This window comes from Deltaproteobacteria bacterium, assembly GCA_016180855.1.
GTDB lineage: Bacteria > UBA10199 > UBA10199 > JACPAL01 > JACPAL01 > JACPAL01.
In genome coordinates, this window is the sequence record JACPAL010000018.1 from 17,337 (window position 1) to 33,404 (window position 16,068).

General features: G+C 50.8%; 16 protein-coding genes. 3 read left to right on the forward strand and 13 right to left on the reverse strand.

Going from position 1 to position 16,068, the window contains the following annotated elements:
* Position 1: 1 nt before the first annotated feature.
* From HYT77_09015 to HYT77_09030, 4 genes are read right to left on the reverse strand one after another with little or no spacing between them, the layout of a single operon-like run.
* Positions 2–694, reverse strand: coding sequence for an SPOR domain-containing protein (locus tag HYT77_09015; protein MBI2068135.1), 693 nt, complete (start codon positions 692–694; stop codon positions 2–4).
* Positions 687–2,345: an arginine--tRNA ligase gene (locus HYT77_09020; GenBank protein ID MBI2068136.1), complete on the reverse strand. Its 1,659-nt coding sequence runs from the start codon at positions 2,343–2,345 to the stop codon at positions 687–689. The genes HYT77_09015 and HYT77_09020 overlap by 8 nt, the downstream gene beginning before the upstream one ends.
* Positions 2,345–3,715: an insulinase family protein gene (locus tag HYT77_09025; GenBank protein MBI2068137.1), complete on the reverse strand. Its 1,371-nt coding sequence runs from the start codon at positions 3,713–3,715 to the stop codon at positions 2,345–2,347. Before HYT77_09025 ends, HYT77_09020 begins: the two co-directional genes overlap by 1 nt.
* The gene (locus tag HYT77_09030; GenBank protein ID MBI2068138.1) at positions 3,712–5,016 is read right to left on the reverse strand and encodes an insulinase family protein; all 1,305 of its coding nucleotides are present in this window, start codon (positions 5,014–5,016) and stop codon (positions 3,712–3,714) included. The genes HYT77_09025 and HYT77_09030 overlap by 4 nt, the downstream gene beginning before the upstream one ends.
* Before the next feature lie 195 nt (positions 5,017–5,211).
* Here HYT77_09030 and HYT77_09035 point away from each other — a divergent pair, with 195 nt between their 5' ends.
* Together HYT77_09035 and shc are read left to right on the forward strand one after the other, a co-directional pair.
* Entirely contained in the window at positions 5,212–5,409 is a 198-nt protein-coding gene (locus tag HYT77_09035; protein ID MBI2068139.1) for a hypothetical protein, read from the forward strand.
* Between the two features lie 12 nt (positions 5,410–5,421).
* A complete protein-coding gene (gene shc / locus HYT77_09040; GenBank protein ID MBI2068140.1) occupies positions 5,422–7,413 on the forward strand; it encodes a squalene--hopene cyclase in 1,992 nt (663 codons plus the stop codon).
* Here shc and HYT77_09045 read toward each other — a convergent pair.
* The 9 genes from HYT77_09045 to pheA form a co-directional block, all read right to left on the reverse strand.
* Entirely contained in the window at positions 7,394–7,624 is a 231-nt protein-coding gene (locus HYT77_09045; protein MBI2068141.1) for a hypothetical protein, read from the reverse strand. The two genes, shc and HYT77_09045, sit on opposite strands and share 20 nt — an antisense overlap.
* Positions 7,611–8,039, reverse strand: a complete 429-nt coding sequence (locus HYT77_09050) for an SRPBCC family protein (protein MBI2068142.1) — start codon at positions 8,037–8,039, stop codon at positions 7,611–7,613. Before HYT77_09050 ends, HYT77_09045 begins: the two co-directional genes overlap by 14 nt.
* Positions 8,039–8,992, reverse strand: coding sequence for a class II fructose-bisphosphatase (glpX, locus tag HYT77_09055; protein MBI2068143.1), 954 nt, complete (start codon positions 8,990–8,992; stop codon positions 8,039–8,041). Before glpX ends, HYT77_09050 begins: the two co-directional genes overlap by 1 nt.
* A 13-nt stretch (positions 8,993–9,005) precedes the next feature.
* Positions 9,006–9,293 (reverse strand): integration host factor subunit beta, encoded by a 288-nt coding sequence (locus tag HYT77_09060; protein ID MBI2068144.1) that lies wholly within the window; start codon positions 9,291–9,293, stop codon positions 9,006–9,008.
* 18 nt (positions 9,294–9,311) lie between these two features.
* Entirely contained in the window at positions 9,312–10,148 is an 837-nt protein-coding gene (sppA, locus tag HYT77_09065) for a signal peptide peptidase SppA (GenBank protein MBI2068145.1), read from the reverse strand.
* Complete coding sequence (locus HYT77_09070; protein ID MBI2068146.1) at positions 10,145–11,722, reverse strand: 30S ribosomal protein S1; 1,578 nt, start codon at positions 11,720–11,722, stop codon at positions 10,145–10,147. Before HYT77_09070 ends, sppA begins: the two co-directional genes overlap by 4 nt.
* Before the next feature lie 70 nt (positions 11,723–11,792).
* Entirely contained in the window at positions 11,793–13,061 is a 1,269-nt protein-coding gene (aroA, locus tag HYT77_09075; GenBank protein MBI2068147.1) for a 3-phosphoshikimate 1-carboxyvinyltransferase, read from the reverse strand.
* Positions 13,062–13,907, reverse strand: coding sequence for a prephenate dehydrogenase/arogenate dehydrogenase family protein (locus tag HYT77_09080; protein MBI2068148.1), 846 nt, complete (start codon positions 13,905–13,907; stop codon positions 13,062–13,064).
* Positions 13,904–14,980, reverse strand: coding sequence for a prephenate dehydratase (gene pheA / locus HYT77_09085; protein ID MBI2068149.1), 1,077 nt, complete (start codon positions 14,978–14,980; stop codon positions 13,904–13,906). Before pheA ends, HYT77_09080 begins: the two co-directional genes overlap by 4 nt.
* Positions 14,981–15,083: 103 nt before the next feature.
* Here pheA and HYT77_09090 point away from each other — a divergent pair, with 103 nt between their 5' ends.
* Complete coding sequence (locus HYT77_09090) at positions 15,084–15,980, forward strand: hypothetical protein (protein MBI2068150.1); 897 nt, start codon at positions 15,084–15,086, stop codon at positions 15,978–15,980.
* Positions 15,981–16,068: the final 88 nt, after the last annotated feature.

Genomic DNA, 16,068 nt, shown 5'->3' on the forward strand with positions numbered 1-16,068 from the left:
TTTAAATCCTCGAGGAGACAATCAGCGCATCCGTCTTTTCCTTGCCTTTGAATTTCTGGAGGAAACCCTGTGCCTCCTCCTTGGTCACAAAACGTCCAATACGAACGCGGTACCAGGTCCCCTTTTTGGGGACCTCCGCGACCATCATAAAGCTCGAATATCCCTTTCCTTTCCATTGGGCAACCGCCTTCATCGCCTCATCGGCAGCACGGTAGGATCCAACCTGGATCGAAAACTGCCCAACCTCCTCCTGTTTGGCCGGTTCAATCACCCTGGGCCTCTCCGGAGTCGGCATGACAATCGGCTCAACCTTTTCCGGTTTTTCCGGGGCCGGGACGATAATCGGCACAGTCCTCTCATCCGTCATTTCACGAATCTTGTTTTCATACTCCTGAGCCGTCATTCCTGACGGCTTGACCCGAACCGCCCCCCTTTCCTTTTTGGCATCATCAAGGAGCTCCCGGGGGAAGGTATAATCAACCTTCTTTTCGCTATTTTCTCCGGAGGCAGATAACTGTTTTTCCTGGGAGGTCTTGGCAATTTCCCGATTTCCTCCAATGAGGTCGGGACCGTAGCGAGCCCCAAGGTAGAAAACGAAGAAGAGGGTGACCAGTTCAATCAGGATGAGCGTTACAAACTGCCCAAACGTAAATTTGCAAAAATAATCCTCGAGGTCTTTGGAAAACTCAGTCATGTCTCATCTCGGAGGGAGCTGAAACTCCCATTAATTTCAAGCCGTTCGCGATGGTTCGCTTGAGAATGCGGCATAAATACAGTTTCACGCGTGTGGTGTCAATATCGCTTCCGACAACCTGATACCGGAAGTCGAGCTTCGCTTTGGCGTAATAGGCCTGAAAGGCCTGGGACAGTTCCAGAAGATAGAAAGGAATTCGATGGGGTTCCAGAAGAGAGGCGGCACGAGAGACTTCGTCTGGAAATTTGTGGAGAAGTCGTATCAGTTCTATCTCTTCCGGAAGATCAAGGTGGGAGAGATCAAGATCTGCGGGAATCTTCCCGATCCCCTTCTCCTCTGCCTTTCGGAAGAGACTGGCAAGCCGGGCATGGGCATACTGAACATAATAAACGGGATTTTCCTGGCTCTCTTTTTTGGCGAGATCAAGATCGAAGTCTAGATGGGATTCGGCAGCCCTCATGAGAAGGAAAAATCGGAAGGCGTCTCTGCCAACTTCTTCCAAGACCTCTTCCGCCGTCACAAAAGTACCGCCCCTCTTGGACATCTTCACCGCCTCGTTCCCTCGCTTGATTCGAACATACTGATAAAGAACGACCTCAATCTTCGTCGCATCATACCCCAGACTCTGTAAGGCCGCCTTGATGCGTGGCACATGACCATGATGATTAGAGCCCCAAATGTCGATGATTCGGTCGTAACCACGCCCATACTTGCCAGTATGGTAGGCAATATCATTGGCAAAATAGGTAGGCCGCCCATCCGAACGGACCAGAACGCACTCACGATCCTCAAGAAATTCGTCCTGCGTCGCAAGCCACAACGCCCCCTCCTTCTCAACAGTGACCCCTTTTTTCTTGAGATCCTGAAGAATGTTCCCCGTTTTCTCTGAAAGAACCTCCTTTTCATGAACCCAGGAATCAAACTCGATCCCCATCCCGTCACAGGTCCGTCGGATCTCTTGCAAAAGAAGCTCTATCCCGAGTTTCCCCAAAAGGCCGGCTGCCTCCGTCTCTTTTTTCTCCTGAATTAACCGATCGACGGCAGTGCCAATACTTTTTTTTGCCTCATGAGCCAGTTGATCAACATGAACTCCCTGGTATTGCTGTTCACCCAAGGAGACTCCCCACCCGGCCGTTAAAATGCTGGCGCCGAGCTTGTCAATCTGCCCTCCCACATCGTTGACATAGTATTCGCGAGTCACCTGATAGCCGGTCGCTTCGAACAGTGAGGCAATCGCATCCCCTAGCGGCCCTCCACGAGCGTTCCCAATATGAACCGGCCCTGTCGGGTTCGCACTCACAAATTCGACAAGAACCTTTTGTCCCTTCCCCACCTCCGAACAGCCAAACGAATCCCCTCGAGACTCGATCTCTTTTAGTGAATCCCGCCAGGCGTTCTTGAAAAAGGTGAAGTTGATAAATCCGGGGCCGGCCACCTCAACCTTTTCGAGAAGATTCCATCCTTTCGCACGAATCATGGCAACAAGTTCGTCCGCAACCGCCTTGGGATTCTTCTTTTCCTGTTTTCCTAAAAGAAGGGCGAGGTTAGTGGACAGTTCGCCATGCTCTTTGACTTTCGGACTCTCAATCTCAAAAGGGAGCGATGTTTTTGGAAAAACATCTTGAAGAAACCGGCGAAGCTTCTCTCTCATTATTTTACCCGCTTGAACGACCCAAACGGCTTGAGTCTTTTCTTAACCGACGGATCCGTAATAACAAAGGTCTTCCTTTCACCGGAATGAAGATACTTTCGGATGACCCGTTCAAGATCCTCACGGGTGAGAACGCTTATTTTGTGCTGAAACTCTTCGAGGTAGTTCTCCGGATATCCCAGAAGATCAAGTCGGGCGAGATCCTTGACGAGCTGAAACGACGTTTCATAACTGAAAAAGAAGGAACGAAGAATCGAGCTCTTGGCACGATCCAGCTCCTCTTCGGTAATCTCCGGCCTTTGTACAAATTGTGTCAGCATCTCATCAAGTAATTGCAATACCTCACCTGTCTGTTCTGCTGCCGTCTGTGTCGCAACGTAGAACATTCCAGGCTCCTTCTCAAAGGTCCATTCGGACCAGATGCCATACGCCTTCCCCTCCTTGACACGAACTCTGTCCCCTAAGCGCGAACTGAGACTCCCACTTCCCCCAAGGATATAATTCATGACCATCAGGGCAAAACGATCGGGATCGCTTCGATCCGTTCCCAGATGACCGGTGAGAATTGTCGATTGGGTCAGTCCTTTTTGAACCAGAAGCCAATTTTCCTTTTTAAACTTTTTTTCAACCGGTGGACAGGAAGGAAGCGGAGAAGAAACGGGCTTCCAGCCTGCCGTTTGCATTTTTAAAATTCGGGTCAATTCCAACTTCGAAAAATCGCCGCTGGCCGCTACAATCATTCTGTCAGGACCTATCAACTCACGATGAGTGCGGATCAGATCGTCACGGCGAATCTTTTTAAGAGACCGAACCGTTGGGCGCCGTCCGAACGGATTTTTGGACCCGTAGATTATTTTCGGAAAACGGCGAAAGGCCATCCCCATGGGCTTTTCCGCCTCCCGAGACAACGCCTCAATTTTTCTCTTTCGGACGGTTTCCACTTCCTGGGATTCGAAGGCAGGTTCCCTTAACAATTCAAAAAGGATGGCCAATCCGTTCTCCAAGTCCTTGCTCAGGAGCTTAAGGGAGATCTGGGCAAACTCCTTTTCAGTCCCCATCTCGAGACTTGCCCCCATGAATTCGAGCCGCTCCTCTATCTCTTTGGACCTGTTTTTAAGACTACCACTGGCCCGAAGCGCCCCATAAGTCAGTGAGACCAGCCCTTCCTTTCCAGCGGGATCTCCCAAACTCCCTCCCCTCACATAAATCTGGATCTCAGCGGTCGGCAGCGTCGCATCGGTCATGATAAACAACTTCATCCCGGAAGGAAGGGTCTCTCTTTCGGGTTTCGGAGGGACGAAGAAAGGAGTTTCAGCAGAGAGATTGGCGGAAAAAAGAAAAAGAAGAATGAGGGAAAGTTGTTTTATCATCTCATGATCCCCACAATGCGTGGCGGGCTACAAAGATATTTTTGACTCACACGAACAATTTCCTCACGAGTGATCCCCTGAATAACATCCGTGTAGGTTTTGAGATATTGCCAGTCACCAGCGGCAATCTCAAAAAAAGAGAGCCGCCAGGCAAGATCCTCATTGGTCTTCAGACCCCAGACCATTTCGACAAGCAGCCGGTTAATCGCCCGCTGGACCTCCTGCTCTGTCGGCCCCGTCGCACAAAAATTTTTCATCGCTTCATCAAAGAGTTGCAACGCCTTTTCGGGAGAGGTTCCCGTCAGCGGCTCAATCTCCACAAAGAAAAGATTCGGCCCACGATTCCCCGGAAACTGGGTTGATGCCTCTACCTCAGAGGCCACTTTCTCATCCAAGATCAGGGATCGATAAAGGCGTGATCCCCTCCCCTCTCCCAAGATCTGATGGATCAGATCAAACACATAATCATCACGATCGGGCAGTGGGGGCTTCAAGTAACCGATCTGTATCCGCGATCCGTTCCCTCCCTCCACTTCAAAAGAGAGACCCTTTTCAAAGGCATGCTTTTTAAACACGGTCTCTTTCTGCAATGGCCTTGATGGAATCTTGCCGAAGGTCTCTTGAAGGATCTTTTTTGCCTCTTCAAGGGAGAACTTTCCAACGATGACACCCACCGCGTTGGCAGGATGATAGTGACTCTCCCAAAAGGAGCGAAGATCGTCCAGAGTAATCCTCTTTAAATCCTCGGGATAACCAAGGACAGGCCACTCAAACGGGGTATCGGCAAATGCCTTTTCGACAAATTCCTCCGCCAGTCTCCCATGAGGATTGTTATCAACCCTCATCCGGCGTTCCTCCAGGATGACATTCCTCTCTCGATCAAAATCACGAAAGACCGGATGAAATATTCTTTGCGATTCGATCTCCGCCCAAAACCGAAGTTTGTCCGACGGGAAACTGACCATGTAGCTGGTCATGTCCCGAGAGGTGGTTGCATTGAATTCCTTTCCCCCCTCTCTTTCAATCAACTGGACAAGCCCCTTCTCATCCAAACTCTCGGTTCCCTTAAACGCCATATGCTCCACGAAATGGGCAAGACCTGTCTTTCCTTTCTCCTCATCCATTCCACCGACACGAAAGCGGATATAGGAGGTGAAAATCGGAGCCTCCCCCCTTGGCAGAAGCAAAAATTTCATTCCATTCCGAAGTTCGAATTCAACCACCCGATCGAGATCGGTGGCAGAAAATGAAGAAAGGCTGATGAGACAAAAAATGGCAATGAAAACAGACCGGATCTGCATGAGAATCAATATCTTTAATGATTTGTTTCTGATTCTTCAAGGAAAGACAGGGACCTATTTTATATTAAATTATATATAATTATAATTCTCTTGACATATTTTATTCATTTTATAGCCTAATTTTACCTAGTCATAGCGATCCAAGGCTATTTCGAAGGTCTTAAGACTCCCTTTCGGGGGAAAAGGAGGCTTCAAGTGACCCAAAAAGAGCGCTGGCTTCGTGACCTCTGTATTGAGATTGCCATCGGCAACATCGGCGGTGATCGCTTTAACGATCTCCTCATGAAGACAGGCATTCTTTTGGACGAACGTGAGTGGGATACTGCCAACAAAATCCTGGGTCAGTCTGAGATTCTCATGAATCTCGTTGATACACCTCCTCCCCCCTGCTAAAAGCACCATCCGGTGAAAACGAGTCCCGCTAAAAATCAGGAACCCTTTTCCTTTGAAGAAGCGGTTTTTAAGGCGAGGGAGGCACTGCTTTCGGATCAATCCCCTAAAGGATACTGGTGGTACACCCTTGAGGCGAATGAGACGATTGGGGCCGGCTTCATCCAGCTGATGCATTTTTTAGGTGATGTCGATGCCGAGGTCGAAAAGGGTCTCGCCAGAAGAATTCTATCGGAACAGCGGCAAGACGGCTCTTGGGCCATTTTTTACGGAGGGCCAGCGGATCTTTCGACATCGATTGAATGCTATTTTGCCCTCCGTCTTGCCGGCCATTCTCCGGATGAGCCGGCGCTGGAACGTACAAGACTGTTTATTCTCTCTCACGGTGGGCTTGAGAGGGTTCGGGTTTTCACCAAAATTCATCTGGCGCTTTTTGGGTTGATTACATGGGCGAAGTGCCCCTCAATGCCGCTCTGGTTTATCCACCTGCCCCACTGGCTTGGAATTTCAATCTATGAATTCTCCAGTTGGGCAAGGGCATCGATTGTACCACTGTTAATTATCCTGGATCGAAAACCAGTCAGGCCTCTTTCTTTTGATCTGAAGGAGCTTAAAGTATCCCCTCCCTTACTCTCTCCCCTTAAAATAAGGGGAGGGATGGGGAGGGGATATCAGTTTCCATGGAGGAACTTTTTCCTTCTTTTAGACAAAATCTTCAAAGCTACGGAAAAACTTCCTTTTCATCCCGGTAAACAACATTTTCTAAAGAAATGTGAGGAATGGATCAGACGTCATATCGAAAGGACGGAAGATATCTACCCCGCAATGGCCTATGCCGCCTTGGCCATGAAGGCGCTTGGGTATCCCAATAGTGATCCAACAATCCAGAAGGCGTTAGCAGGCCTTAGACGATTTCAACAAAGTCACCGGGGCACTGACTTACCGATGGTAAGTGATAAGTCGGTAGGGGGCGGAGCCCCCTCCGAGTATCTTATCCATCAACAGTGTTGCATCTCCCCCCTATGGGATACCCCCTGGGCCTGTCATGCCCTCTTGGAATCGGGCCTTCCGGCCGACGACCCCCATCTGAAAAGGGCCGCAAAATTTCTCATTTCAAAACAGATTGTGGACTTTCATGGCGACTGGTCCCTCAAAAACAGCAGCGCCAAACCAGGTGGTTGGGCGTTTGAGTTTCAAAATGACTATTTTCCCGATGTCGACGACACGATTGAAATCCTCCGCTTCATGAAAAGGGTCGATCTGCCGGTATCAGAGAAGAAGGGGACAATCGATCGGGGGCTTGAATGGCTCCTCTCCATGCAATCAAAAAACGGTGGTTGGGCCGCATTTGACAAGAACAATCTTTCTACCTGGGTCAACAAGATTCCATTCTCCGATCACGGGGCCTGCCTCGACCCGCCAACCCCGGATATCACGGGTCGAATGATTGAATTGTTGGTCTTGTTTAATTATTCAAAGGAGGATCCAGTCATCCAAAACAGCTTGAATTTTTTGTTTAAAACCCAGGAACCGAATGGATCCTGGAGGGGGCGATGGGGGGTCAATTACCTTTACGGAACCTGGTGTGTCGTTCAGGGACTCGCCATGATCCACGATGAAAAAACAGGGCTCGCGATTGGCCGCGCGATACGCTGGCTCCAGTCGGTCCAGAACCCGGATGGCGGTTGGGGAGAATCCTGCCTTTCAGACAAGGAAAATCGGTATCTCCCCTTAGAGGTTTCAGTTCCTTCTCAAACCGCCTGGGCCGTCATGACCCTGATCGCCGCCGGCAAAAGAAGTTCCGAGTCGTGTCGCCGCGGAATTGATTTTCTTATTGCCTCACAAACAGCCGACGGCCGATGGGAGGAAAGACACTTTACAGGAACGGGATTCCCGGGACATTTCTACATCCGCTATCACGGCTACCGACAGTATTTTCCGCTGCTCGCGTTGGGGAAATATCGAACGGACAAAAGAGAGCTGAAAACTATCGCTTGTCCGGCTTGATTCGGATCTCAATGGTTAAACCCTGCAGCGCCTTCCGAATCTCTTTATGGAGATCGACCCGTCGTAAGAAGTTTGAGAATTCTCGGGCAATCCGATTGGCAATCTCCTGCTTTCTCTGCTGAGCCTGCTTTGAAATGTATCCCTTGATCCCCTCTTCGGTGATCAGGGCGGCCCCTAACCCTGTACGAAGTATCTTTTCAAGCGCACCCATTCTCAATTCTTTCCTTGAAACGTCTGAGCATGCCGGGAAGATTGGAGCCGATGAGTTTAGAGGTAATCATCGAAGGGACAAAAATGCCAAAATCGATATCGACGGAATAGGTCGCCTCTGTCTTGCCATTCTTCTCCTTGAGAGACCACCCTCCATCATTCTTTTTAAAAAAATCCCCTTTGAGCAAACTCCAGGCCACTTTCTTCCCAGGGGTGCCGCTAACTTTAAGCGAATAATTAATCTTCTTTATAACCTGGATCTCAAACTCCACCTCAAGTGAGTTCCCTTTCTTAGAAAGGAGGGAGGCCTCTTTCACGTCCGGCAGAAAATCGGGGTATTTCTCAAAATCCATGATAATGTCGTAAACGGTCTTGGCAGGGGCCTCGATGAAGATTGTTTCAGACGCTTGCGTCATTAGAATACCGGCTTGATATCAAAATGATGTTCCGTTTCAATGTAACGAACGGTCCCTGTCTTTGATCGCATGACGATGGAATGCGTCTTGGCGCCACCTGCACGGAATCGCACCCCTTTTAAGAAGTCACCTGTCGTTACTCCCGTCGCAGCAAACATGACATTGTCTCCGGCCAGTTCATCAATCGTATAAACCTTGTTAAAGTCGGAAATCCCCATCTTTCTGGCCCTCTCCATTTCGCTATCATTTCGGAATTTGAGTATCGCCTGGATCTCTCCGCCAACACATTTTAAGGCAGCGGCTGAAATAACCCCCTCAGGAGCCCCACCGGTCCCCATGAGGACATCAATACCACTTTGACGCCAGCAAGTTGCCAGCGCCGCCGAGACATCACCATCAGGGATCAGACGGATCCGTGCCCCCGCCTCTCTCACCCTGCGAATCAGCTCCTCATGACGTGGCCGCTCCAGAATAATAACGGTCAGATCGCTCACCATGCATTTTTTCTTCTTGGCAATCTCCTTAAGATTCCACTCCGGCGATTGTGTAATGTCGATAACTCCCTTCGCCTCAGGCCCAACGGCCAGTTTTTCCATGTAGGTATCGGGGGCATGGAGAAAATCACCATGGGACGCCAGGGCAATGACGGAGAGGGCATTGGGTCCTCCCTTGGCGGTCAGGGTGGTTCCCTCAAGCGGATCAAGGGCAATATCAACATGGGGACCGTTTCCTATCCCGACCTTTTCACCGATGTAGAGCATCGGGGCCTCATCCCGTTCCCCCTCTCCAATAACAACCGTTCCCTGAAAGGCAATCGAGTTGAGAGCCCGTCGCATCGCATCGACAGCCGCCTGGTCCGCAGCGTCGTTATCGCCCCTTCCCATAAGACGCGCCGCCGAGAGGGCGGCCGCTTCCGTTGCCCGAACCACTTCCAATGCAAGATTTCTGTCCATAAATCCTCGCTTGCTATTTAGCAGGATGATTAACCTTCTCTTTTAATTCCTTACCCGCCTTGAAAAAAGGAACCCGCCTCTCCCCTAAAGTGACTTTCGTCCCGAGCTTCGGGTTGCGGCCGAGACGGGGAGGTCGGACCCTCACCTCAAAGGTGCCGAATCCCCTCAACTCTACACGATTCCCTTTCCGCAGGGCGCCCGTCATCAGGTCAAAAAATTCGTTCACCACCTTTTCCATCTCTTTATAGGATATATTTGGAACCTTTTCCGTCAGACATTGCACCAGATCACTCTTCGTCATTTCACGCCTCCTTGCCTTTCAATAGAGGTAAACAAACTGGCCTGTTACCGCCTGCCCACTTTTTCCCAAAGGCGGGATCTTGTCAATCGCTTCTCCAAGGACCTTCTCTATCCAATTCCTGTCATCAATGGAAGGATAGAAAACATCGGGCTCCCCTTCAATGCCAGAAAGCCTTGCGGCGACCTCAATCGCCAAGGGGAGGTTGCCTATTTCATCAATCAGTCCCAACTCCTTCGCCTCTTCTCCCGTGTAAATTCGACCATCGGCAATCTGCTCCACCTTTTGCGCCGGCAATGCTCGGCCCTCGGCCACCGCCTTCATAAATTGGTGATGCATCTTTTTTAAGACCTCCTCGAGGTAGGCCTTCTCCTCCGGACTCATCGTCCGAATCGAAGAACCGGCATCTTTGAGCGACCCGCTCTTGAGCGTCATCGGATGGATCTTTGCCCAACGGAGCAGCTCCTCCATGTTGACATACTCCATCCGGACTCCAATGCTACCGGTCACGGTTCCCGCATTCGCAAAAATTTTGTGAGAGGGAAGCGCCAGATAATACCCCCCAGACGCCGCGACACTGCCAAAAGAGGCAACGACCTTTTTGGACTCGCGGAGCTTCTTGACCGCTTCATGAATTTCCTGGGAAGCGCCTACCGTCCCGCCTGGCGAATCGACCCTGAGGACTACCGCCTTGACCTTCTCCTCTTTCCGCAACAATTCCAATCTTCGCACAACCGGATCGGGCTCAAAAATCCCCCCCGTTATTTTCACCACCGCCAAGTTGCCACTGTCAGGGGAATAAATAAGAAAGAAGCCGGCTGCCAACGCCAACAGTAAAATCCAGCGTAATCGTTTCATCGTTTGGAACGTTTCTCTGACCCCGCAACAACCATCCCCAACAAGATTTTACGATCTCTCTCGTCTAGCGAATGGACAATGACAGAAAGTGTATCCCCCAACTGAGGTAATGTCCCCTCATCCGTTGGATCACGTTCAATGAACCCCTCTATTTTTTCCTCAAGCTCCGCCGCAATGCCACGGTCACCGACCCAGACGACCTTTCCTTCATGCTTTGTCCCAATCGCATACTGCTCACGAACACGCGGCCAGGGATCTTCAGACAACTGCTTGATCCCGAGCGACGTCCTTTCCGCCTCCTGATCCATATTCAGAACAACCGCCTCCACCTCCGTCCCCTTGGGATAAAGGTCAGCCAGCGGGCGGGCCGGGCGGACCGATCGAATATCCGATATATGGACCAATCCATCCACCTCAGGGGCCAAGCCGACGAAGATACCAAAGTCAGTGATGCTTCGAACCGGCCCCCGGACCGTCGAACCAATAGGGTACTTTTCGGCAATAACTTTCCATGGATTTTCGTGGATCTGTTTCATCCCCAGCGAGATCCTTCTGGAAGAGAGATCCATGTCCAAAATAACAACCTCCACCGTATCACCAAGGTTAACTATCTTTGAGGGATGCTTCGCCTTACGGCTCCAGCTCATCTCAGAAACATGGATCAGACCTTCCACACCCGGCTGCAGTTCCGTAAAGGCACCGTAGTCTGTCACATTCACAATCTTTCCCTTGACCCGTGAACCGATCGGATACTTTTCAAAAACATCGGCCCATGGATCGGGCGTTGTCTGTTTCAACCCGAGTGACACACGGCCGTTGTCAGGATCAATCTTGAGAATTTTGACTGTTATCTCCTGCCCCACCTGAAGCAGTTCCGAGGGATGTCCAACCCTTCCCCAGCTCATATCAGTCACATGAAGAAGACCGTCAATCCCGCCTAAGTCGACAAAGGCACCATAATCGGTCAGATTTTTAATAACACCTGAGATCGTCTGTCCCTCTTTAAGATTCTGAAGGACGTCCTGCCTGGCAAAATCCTTGTTCTTTTCGAGCAATGTCCGGCGTGAAACAATGACATTCCCCTTCCTCTTGTTCAATTTAATAATCTTGAATTTGAATTTCTTACCCAGAAGGCGATCCAGGCTTCCGCTCGGCCTTACATCAATCTGGGAGGCCGGGAGAAACGCCTTCACACCGATATCAACGGAGAGCCCCCCTTTGACCTTGCACAAAACGTTCCCCTCAATCGTTCCATCACTTTCAAATATCTCCTCCAACTGATCCCAGATCTTGTAGGAAGCAGCTTTCTCTCTGGAAAGAATGGCAAGACCATCATCCGTATCAAGTTTTTCGAGATAAACCTCAAGCGAATCACCGACCTGGAATGGGACCACCCCGTTGGAATCCTTCAGTTCATAGAGGGGGACAAGCCCCTCCAGCTTAAAACCAAAGTCAACAATCGCATAATCTTTTGTTAGGCTGATGATCTGACCCTGAACGATATCTCCCTGAAGTGGAATCTCCTTTTGAAAACTCTTTTCGAGCAGCGAGGCAAAATCTTCTTCTTCAACCATAGGGGTCGGGGGTGTAGTACATGGCCCCCCTGCTTGTCAAAGAGTTTTTCCCTCTTTTTCAAGAGGTTAATTAACTTGTAAGCTTGATCGAGACCCCTATCGATTTCATGAGGGAGAAGAATTCCGGCAACGATGTTTTGATACAGTCCGTATCGTTGACCCTGGTCCTCCCAGGGGCAACCGTTCCCAAGATAGCGAGGGACATCGCAACCCGGTGATCCCCTAATGAATCTCCCTTGGCTCCATAAAGCCGCCCTTCTCCCTCGATGCTGAACCCCTCTTTATATTCGGTCATCGGAATACCAAATTTTGGGAGCTCATGGATCAGTGCCTCAATCCGATCGGTCTCCTTAATCCGGAGCTCCTTCATATCACGAAAAGAGCTTTTCCCTTCGGCGCAGGCAGCCGCCACGGCCAAGATCGGCACTTCATCAATCAGGCTCGGAACAATCTTCCCCCCAACATGAGTCGCCCGCAATCGACAAGGAGTAACAACAAGATCCGCCACCGGTTCGCCACAAAGATATTTCTCGTGATCAATCCGGATCTCCGCCCCCATTTTTTTAAGAACCGTTAAAAATCCGGTACGGGTTGGGTTTAAGCAGACTTTCTTAATCGTAAGCCGAGTGAATCGGTCTGGATTGATCAACGCCGCAACGGTAAAAAAGGCGGCTGAAGAGGGATCTCCCGGAATGATCAGGCGCCTCCGACCAGGTGACCGCTTGAAGAACCGGCTCATTCGTTCCGTATGATCCCTCGTTTTTATCTTCTCTTTAACTGTGACCTTGACCCCCGCCGTCCTTCCCGCGAGCAGGATGGCAGACTTCACCTGGGCGGAAGGGACCGGTAGGTTATAGTGAATCCCCTTAAGATCTCCCCCCACCACTTCAATATGGCGCTCCCCTTCAATAAAAAAAGGGTGAAACTTCGCCCCCATCCGCCGGAGAGGCTCTATGACCCTCTCCATCGGCCGTCGGTTTAAAGACCGGTCACCGGTGAGAATGGAACGGAACGGTAACGCAGCCAGTACCCCCATCATGAGTCTCATCGTCGTCCCGGAGTTGCCGCAGTAGAGAATCTTGCGTGGCGCACGAAGCTCTTCGCTCCTCTTTCCTTTGACGATCCAGTCACCACTCTTGAGGCAACGAAGGAAAACACCGAGCTCCTCAAAAATCCGGACAGTTCGTAAAACATCTTCTGATTCGAGAAGATTCCGGATGACGGTCGTGCCGGGAGTCAGAGAGGCAAAAATGACCGCTCGGTGTGAAATCGATTTGTCTCCCGGCAACCGGATTTGCCCCCGGAGGGGGCCAGACGGCTTGATGACAAGCAACTCCATCTAGTATTTTTTCCTCATCGCCTGTCCCAAAGAAAGCCAGTGAAGAAGCCTTGATCTCTCTCCTCTTTCGATCATTCCAGCCAATTGATCCAGCTCCTTCTTAAATCTCACCATCGCCTGCCTGATCGATCCGCGGTTGGAGAGGAAAATATCAGCCCACATGACGGGCGAGCTGGCTGCAATCCTCGTGGTATCCCGAAGACCACCAAAGGCAAACCGGACCGCATCATGAGTTCCACAGAGACGCCCTATCGCCATCACAAGGGCGTAGGCCGCCACATGGGGAAGATGGGAAAGGTAGGCAAGCCATCGATCATGCTTTCCTGATTCCATCAATTCTACTTCCGCACCTAAAGAACGCCAGAGTTGTCGAACCGTCTTCCGATCCTCCGGCCTTGTTTCCGGAAGCGGCGTAAGAAGACAGAGACGGTTTTTAAACAACTGAGGATCCCCTGCGATCGCCCCCTCCTTCTCCCGCCCGGCAATCGGATGGGTACCAATGAATCGTAGATGTCGCCTCCTCGCCACCTTAACAATCGCCCCCTTGGTACTCCCGACATCGATAATGAGGGGGCCTTGGGGAAGGAGCCTCAGATAACTCTCAACCGACTTGACCGGCGTTGCAAGAATGATGAGATCCTGTGAGGCAAGAGAAAGATGAAGGAGATCCCGATCTCTCTTCAGGCGAAAGCCCCTTGAGATCGCCTTGCGCCGAAAGGCAATCTTCAAGTTTTGAGGTTTTATGTCGACCCCCACGATCGGAATCTTTTTTAGTCTTCGCAACCCCAGGGCGATCGAGGTGCCGATCTGCCCCATGCCGACAATGATGATGCGAGAGCTCTTCACACGGTCGCCTTGGGGTAGGAGCCCAACACTTTTACAAAGAGACAGTACTGATCGAGTTCCTTCAATGCCTTCTGGAGTCGTTTCTCTTCGAGATGCCCGTCCATATCGAGATAGAAGATATACTCCCAAACCTTCTTCTTCAGGGGACGCGACTCAATTTTTGTGAGGTTGATCTTGTTCCGATAAAACGGCTCGAGCATCCGGTAAAGAACTCCCACCTGATCCTTGACCGAAAAAAGGATCGAGGTTTTGTCGCTCCCGGTCATACCGGGATTCTTACGTCCCAAAACCAGGAAGCGGGTCATGTTGTTCGGATTGTCCTCAATATGCCGCTCCGCAATCTTCAGACGGTAAACATGGGCCGCCTCCTCGCTCGCAATCGCCCCGGACCTGGAATCCTCGGCGGCCCGGGCCGCGGCGCGGGCCGTGCTCTCCACCTCAACGATCGGCGTGTTGGAAAATTTGTCTTCGAGCCAGGGACGACATTGGGCAACCGCCTGGGGGTGGGAATAAATTCTTTGAACCCCCCGGGTGCCCCCCGTAACAGTCAAAAAGTGGTGGGCAATCGGAAGGACAATCTCAGCACCAATTTTGAGCGAAGAATCCTGAAAACGGTCCAGAGTGGCACCCACCACCCCCTCCGTCGAGTTCTCAATCGGGACAACGCCACATTCGGTCCGTTTATTTTCCACCTCTTCAAAGACGCGTGAGATAGAGGTCATCGGGATCATCTCGCAGGAACGTCCAAAGTGCCGAAGGGCCGCCATATGCGTAAATGTCGCCTCCGGACCGAGGTAGGCGACCTTCATCGGGGCATGGAGGGAACGGGAGGCGGAAATAATCTCACTGAACACGGAAGGGATCGCACGGGTCGGGAACGGCCCTTTGTTTCTTTTTTTAAGGCGCTCCATGAGCAATTTTTCGCGGTGGGGGGTATAAAACTCCTCCCGGCTCGTTTTCTTGGCCTTCCCAACCTTCAGAACAATCCCGGCCCTCCGGTTGAGGAGTTTTAAGAATTGAGCGTCGAGCGCATCAATCTGGCGTCGAAGTCGTTCCAGCTCATTTTTTGGCACGGGATCAAACTAGGAGAAACGTCCTGAAAAATCAAAGAAAAATGAACGGCCCGTGCGCTATCTTTTTAACGAGTTTTGTTGCCATTTCTTTTGAGTCCTCCTAATGAGTCCCATCAAAGTGATGTCACTTAAAGAAGAACTCGAGGAGATGCAAAATAACGTCGCCCTCTATAAGGCAAGCGATGAGAGACATCTTCATATGGAAGGGCCTGACGCGACCGATTATCTCCAAAGAATGGTCACAAATGAGGTCAAGACCCAGCCGATCGGCGAGGGACGTCACAACGCCCTGCTCGATCGAAAAGGTCATCCCCTCTCCCTCTTCTTTTTGATTAGGCTCTCCGAAAACTTGTATCATCTGATTACACCACCCCAACTTAAGGAAAAGACCGCAGGGCTCTTGAAGAAATATAAGGTGATTGAGCGGTTTGAGATCAAAGATGTGAGTCAGGAGTGGGGGATTTATTGGGTAGTGGGATCTCCCGTGCCACCCGCTCTTCTGCCTGCTATTTGGCAAGAAACCATTTACAAAATCCCCGTTCGCAAAATTCTCTATCCCAAAAATAACCCCCCTCCACTGGGAGATCTCCCTTCTGTTTCCAGACAGGCAATTGACCTCTTAAGGATGGAGGCGGGGATCCCGGAATACGGTGTTGATATCGATGAGACGCATATTCTTCTGGAGGCCAATCTGGAGCATTGCTATAAGCGACAAAAAGGATGCTACCCCGGTCAGGAGGTGATCGAAAGAATATTGGCTTACGGTAAGGGACAGACACCGAAAAAACTTGTCACCCTGCTTGTAGAAGGAGAACGGGAGATACCCCCTAAGACAGCGATCTGGACGGCTGATAATCAAAAAGCAGGCGAAACAACCTCGGCCCTCTTTAACCCTTTAAAAAATGAGACCGTCGTCCTTGCCTACTTGGAGAATAAGTATCTTCCCCAAAGCAAGCTACATTTTGAGGATGGAACCTCTACAAAACTGCCCAGATGCTAGGCGCCCGCGAGCCAAAGACCGGAGCGTACTTGGCTGGTACGTGAGGATCTTTGGCGAGAGGGCAACAACGCAGATGGGCAGTTTTTAG

What these genes read in the sequence shown, in the direction of transcription:
- HYT77_09015 (MBI2068135.1), bottom strand. Translation starts at nt 694, where the DNA reads ATGACTGAGTTTTCCAAAGACCTCGAGGATTATTTTTGCAAATTTACG.
- HYT77_09020 (MBI2068136.1), bottom strand. Translation starts at nt 2,345, where the DNA reads ATGAGAGAGAAGCTTCGCCGGTTTCTTCAAGATGTTTTTCCAAAAACA.
- HYT77_09025 (MBI2068137.1), bottom strand. Translation starts at nt 3,715, where the DNA reads ATGATAAAACAACTTTCCCTCATTCTTCTTTTTCTTTTTTCCGCCAAT.
- HYT77_09030 (MBI2068138.1), bottom strand. Translation starts at nt 5,016, where the DNA reads ATGCAGATCCGGTCTGTTTTCATTGCCATTTTTTGTCTCATCAGCCTT.
- HYT77_09045 (MBI2068141.1), bottom strand. Translation starts at nt 7,624, where the DNA reads ATGGGTGCGCTTGAAAAGATACTTCGTACAGGGTTAGGGGCCGCCCTG.
- HYT77_09050 (MBI2068142.1), bottom strand. Translation starts at nt 8,039, where the DNA reads ATGACGCAAGCGTCTGAAACAATCTTCATCGAGGCCCCTGCCAAGACC.
- glpX (MBI2068143.1), bottom strand. Translation starts at nt 8,992, where the DNA reads ATGGACAGAAATCTTGCATTGGAAGTGGTTCGGGCAACGGAAGCGGCC.
- HYT77_09060 (MBI2068144.1), bottom strand. Translation starts at nt 9,293, where the DNA reads ATGACGAAGAGTGATCTGGTGCAATGTCTGACGGAAAAGGTTCCAAAT.
- sppA (MBI2068145.1), bottom strand. Translation starts at nt 10,148, where the DNA reads ATGAAACGATTACGCTGGATTTTACTGTTGGCGTTGGCAGCCGGCTTC.
- HYT77_09070 (MBI2068146.1), bottom strand. Translation starts at nt 11,722, where the DNA reads ATGGTTGAAGAAGAAGATTTTGCCTCGCTGCTCGAAAAGAGTTTTCAA.
- aroA (MBI2068147.1), bottom strand. Translation starts at nt 13,061, where the DNA reads ATGGAGTTGCTTGTCATCAAGCCGTCTGGCCCCCTCCGGGGGCAAATC.
- HYT77_09090 (MBI2068150.1), top strand. Translation starts at nt 15,084, where the DNA reads ATGAGTCCCATCAAAGTGATGTCACTTAAAGAAGAACTCGAGGAGATG.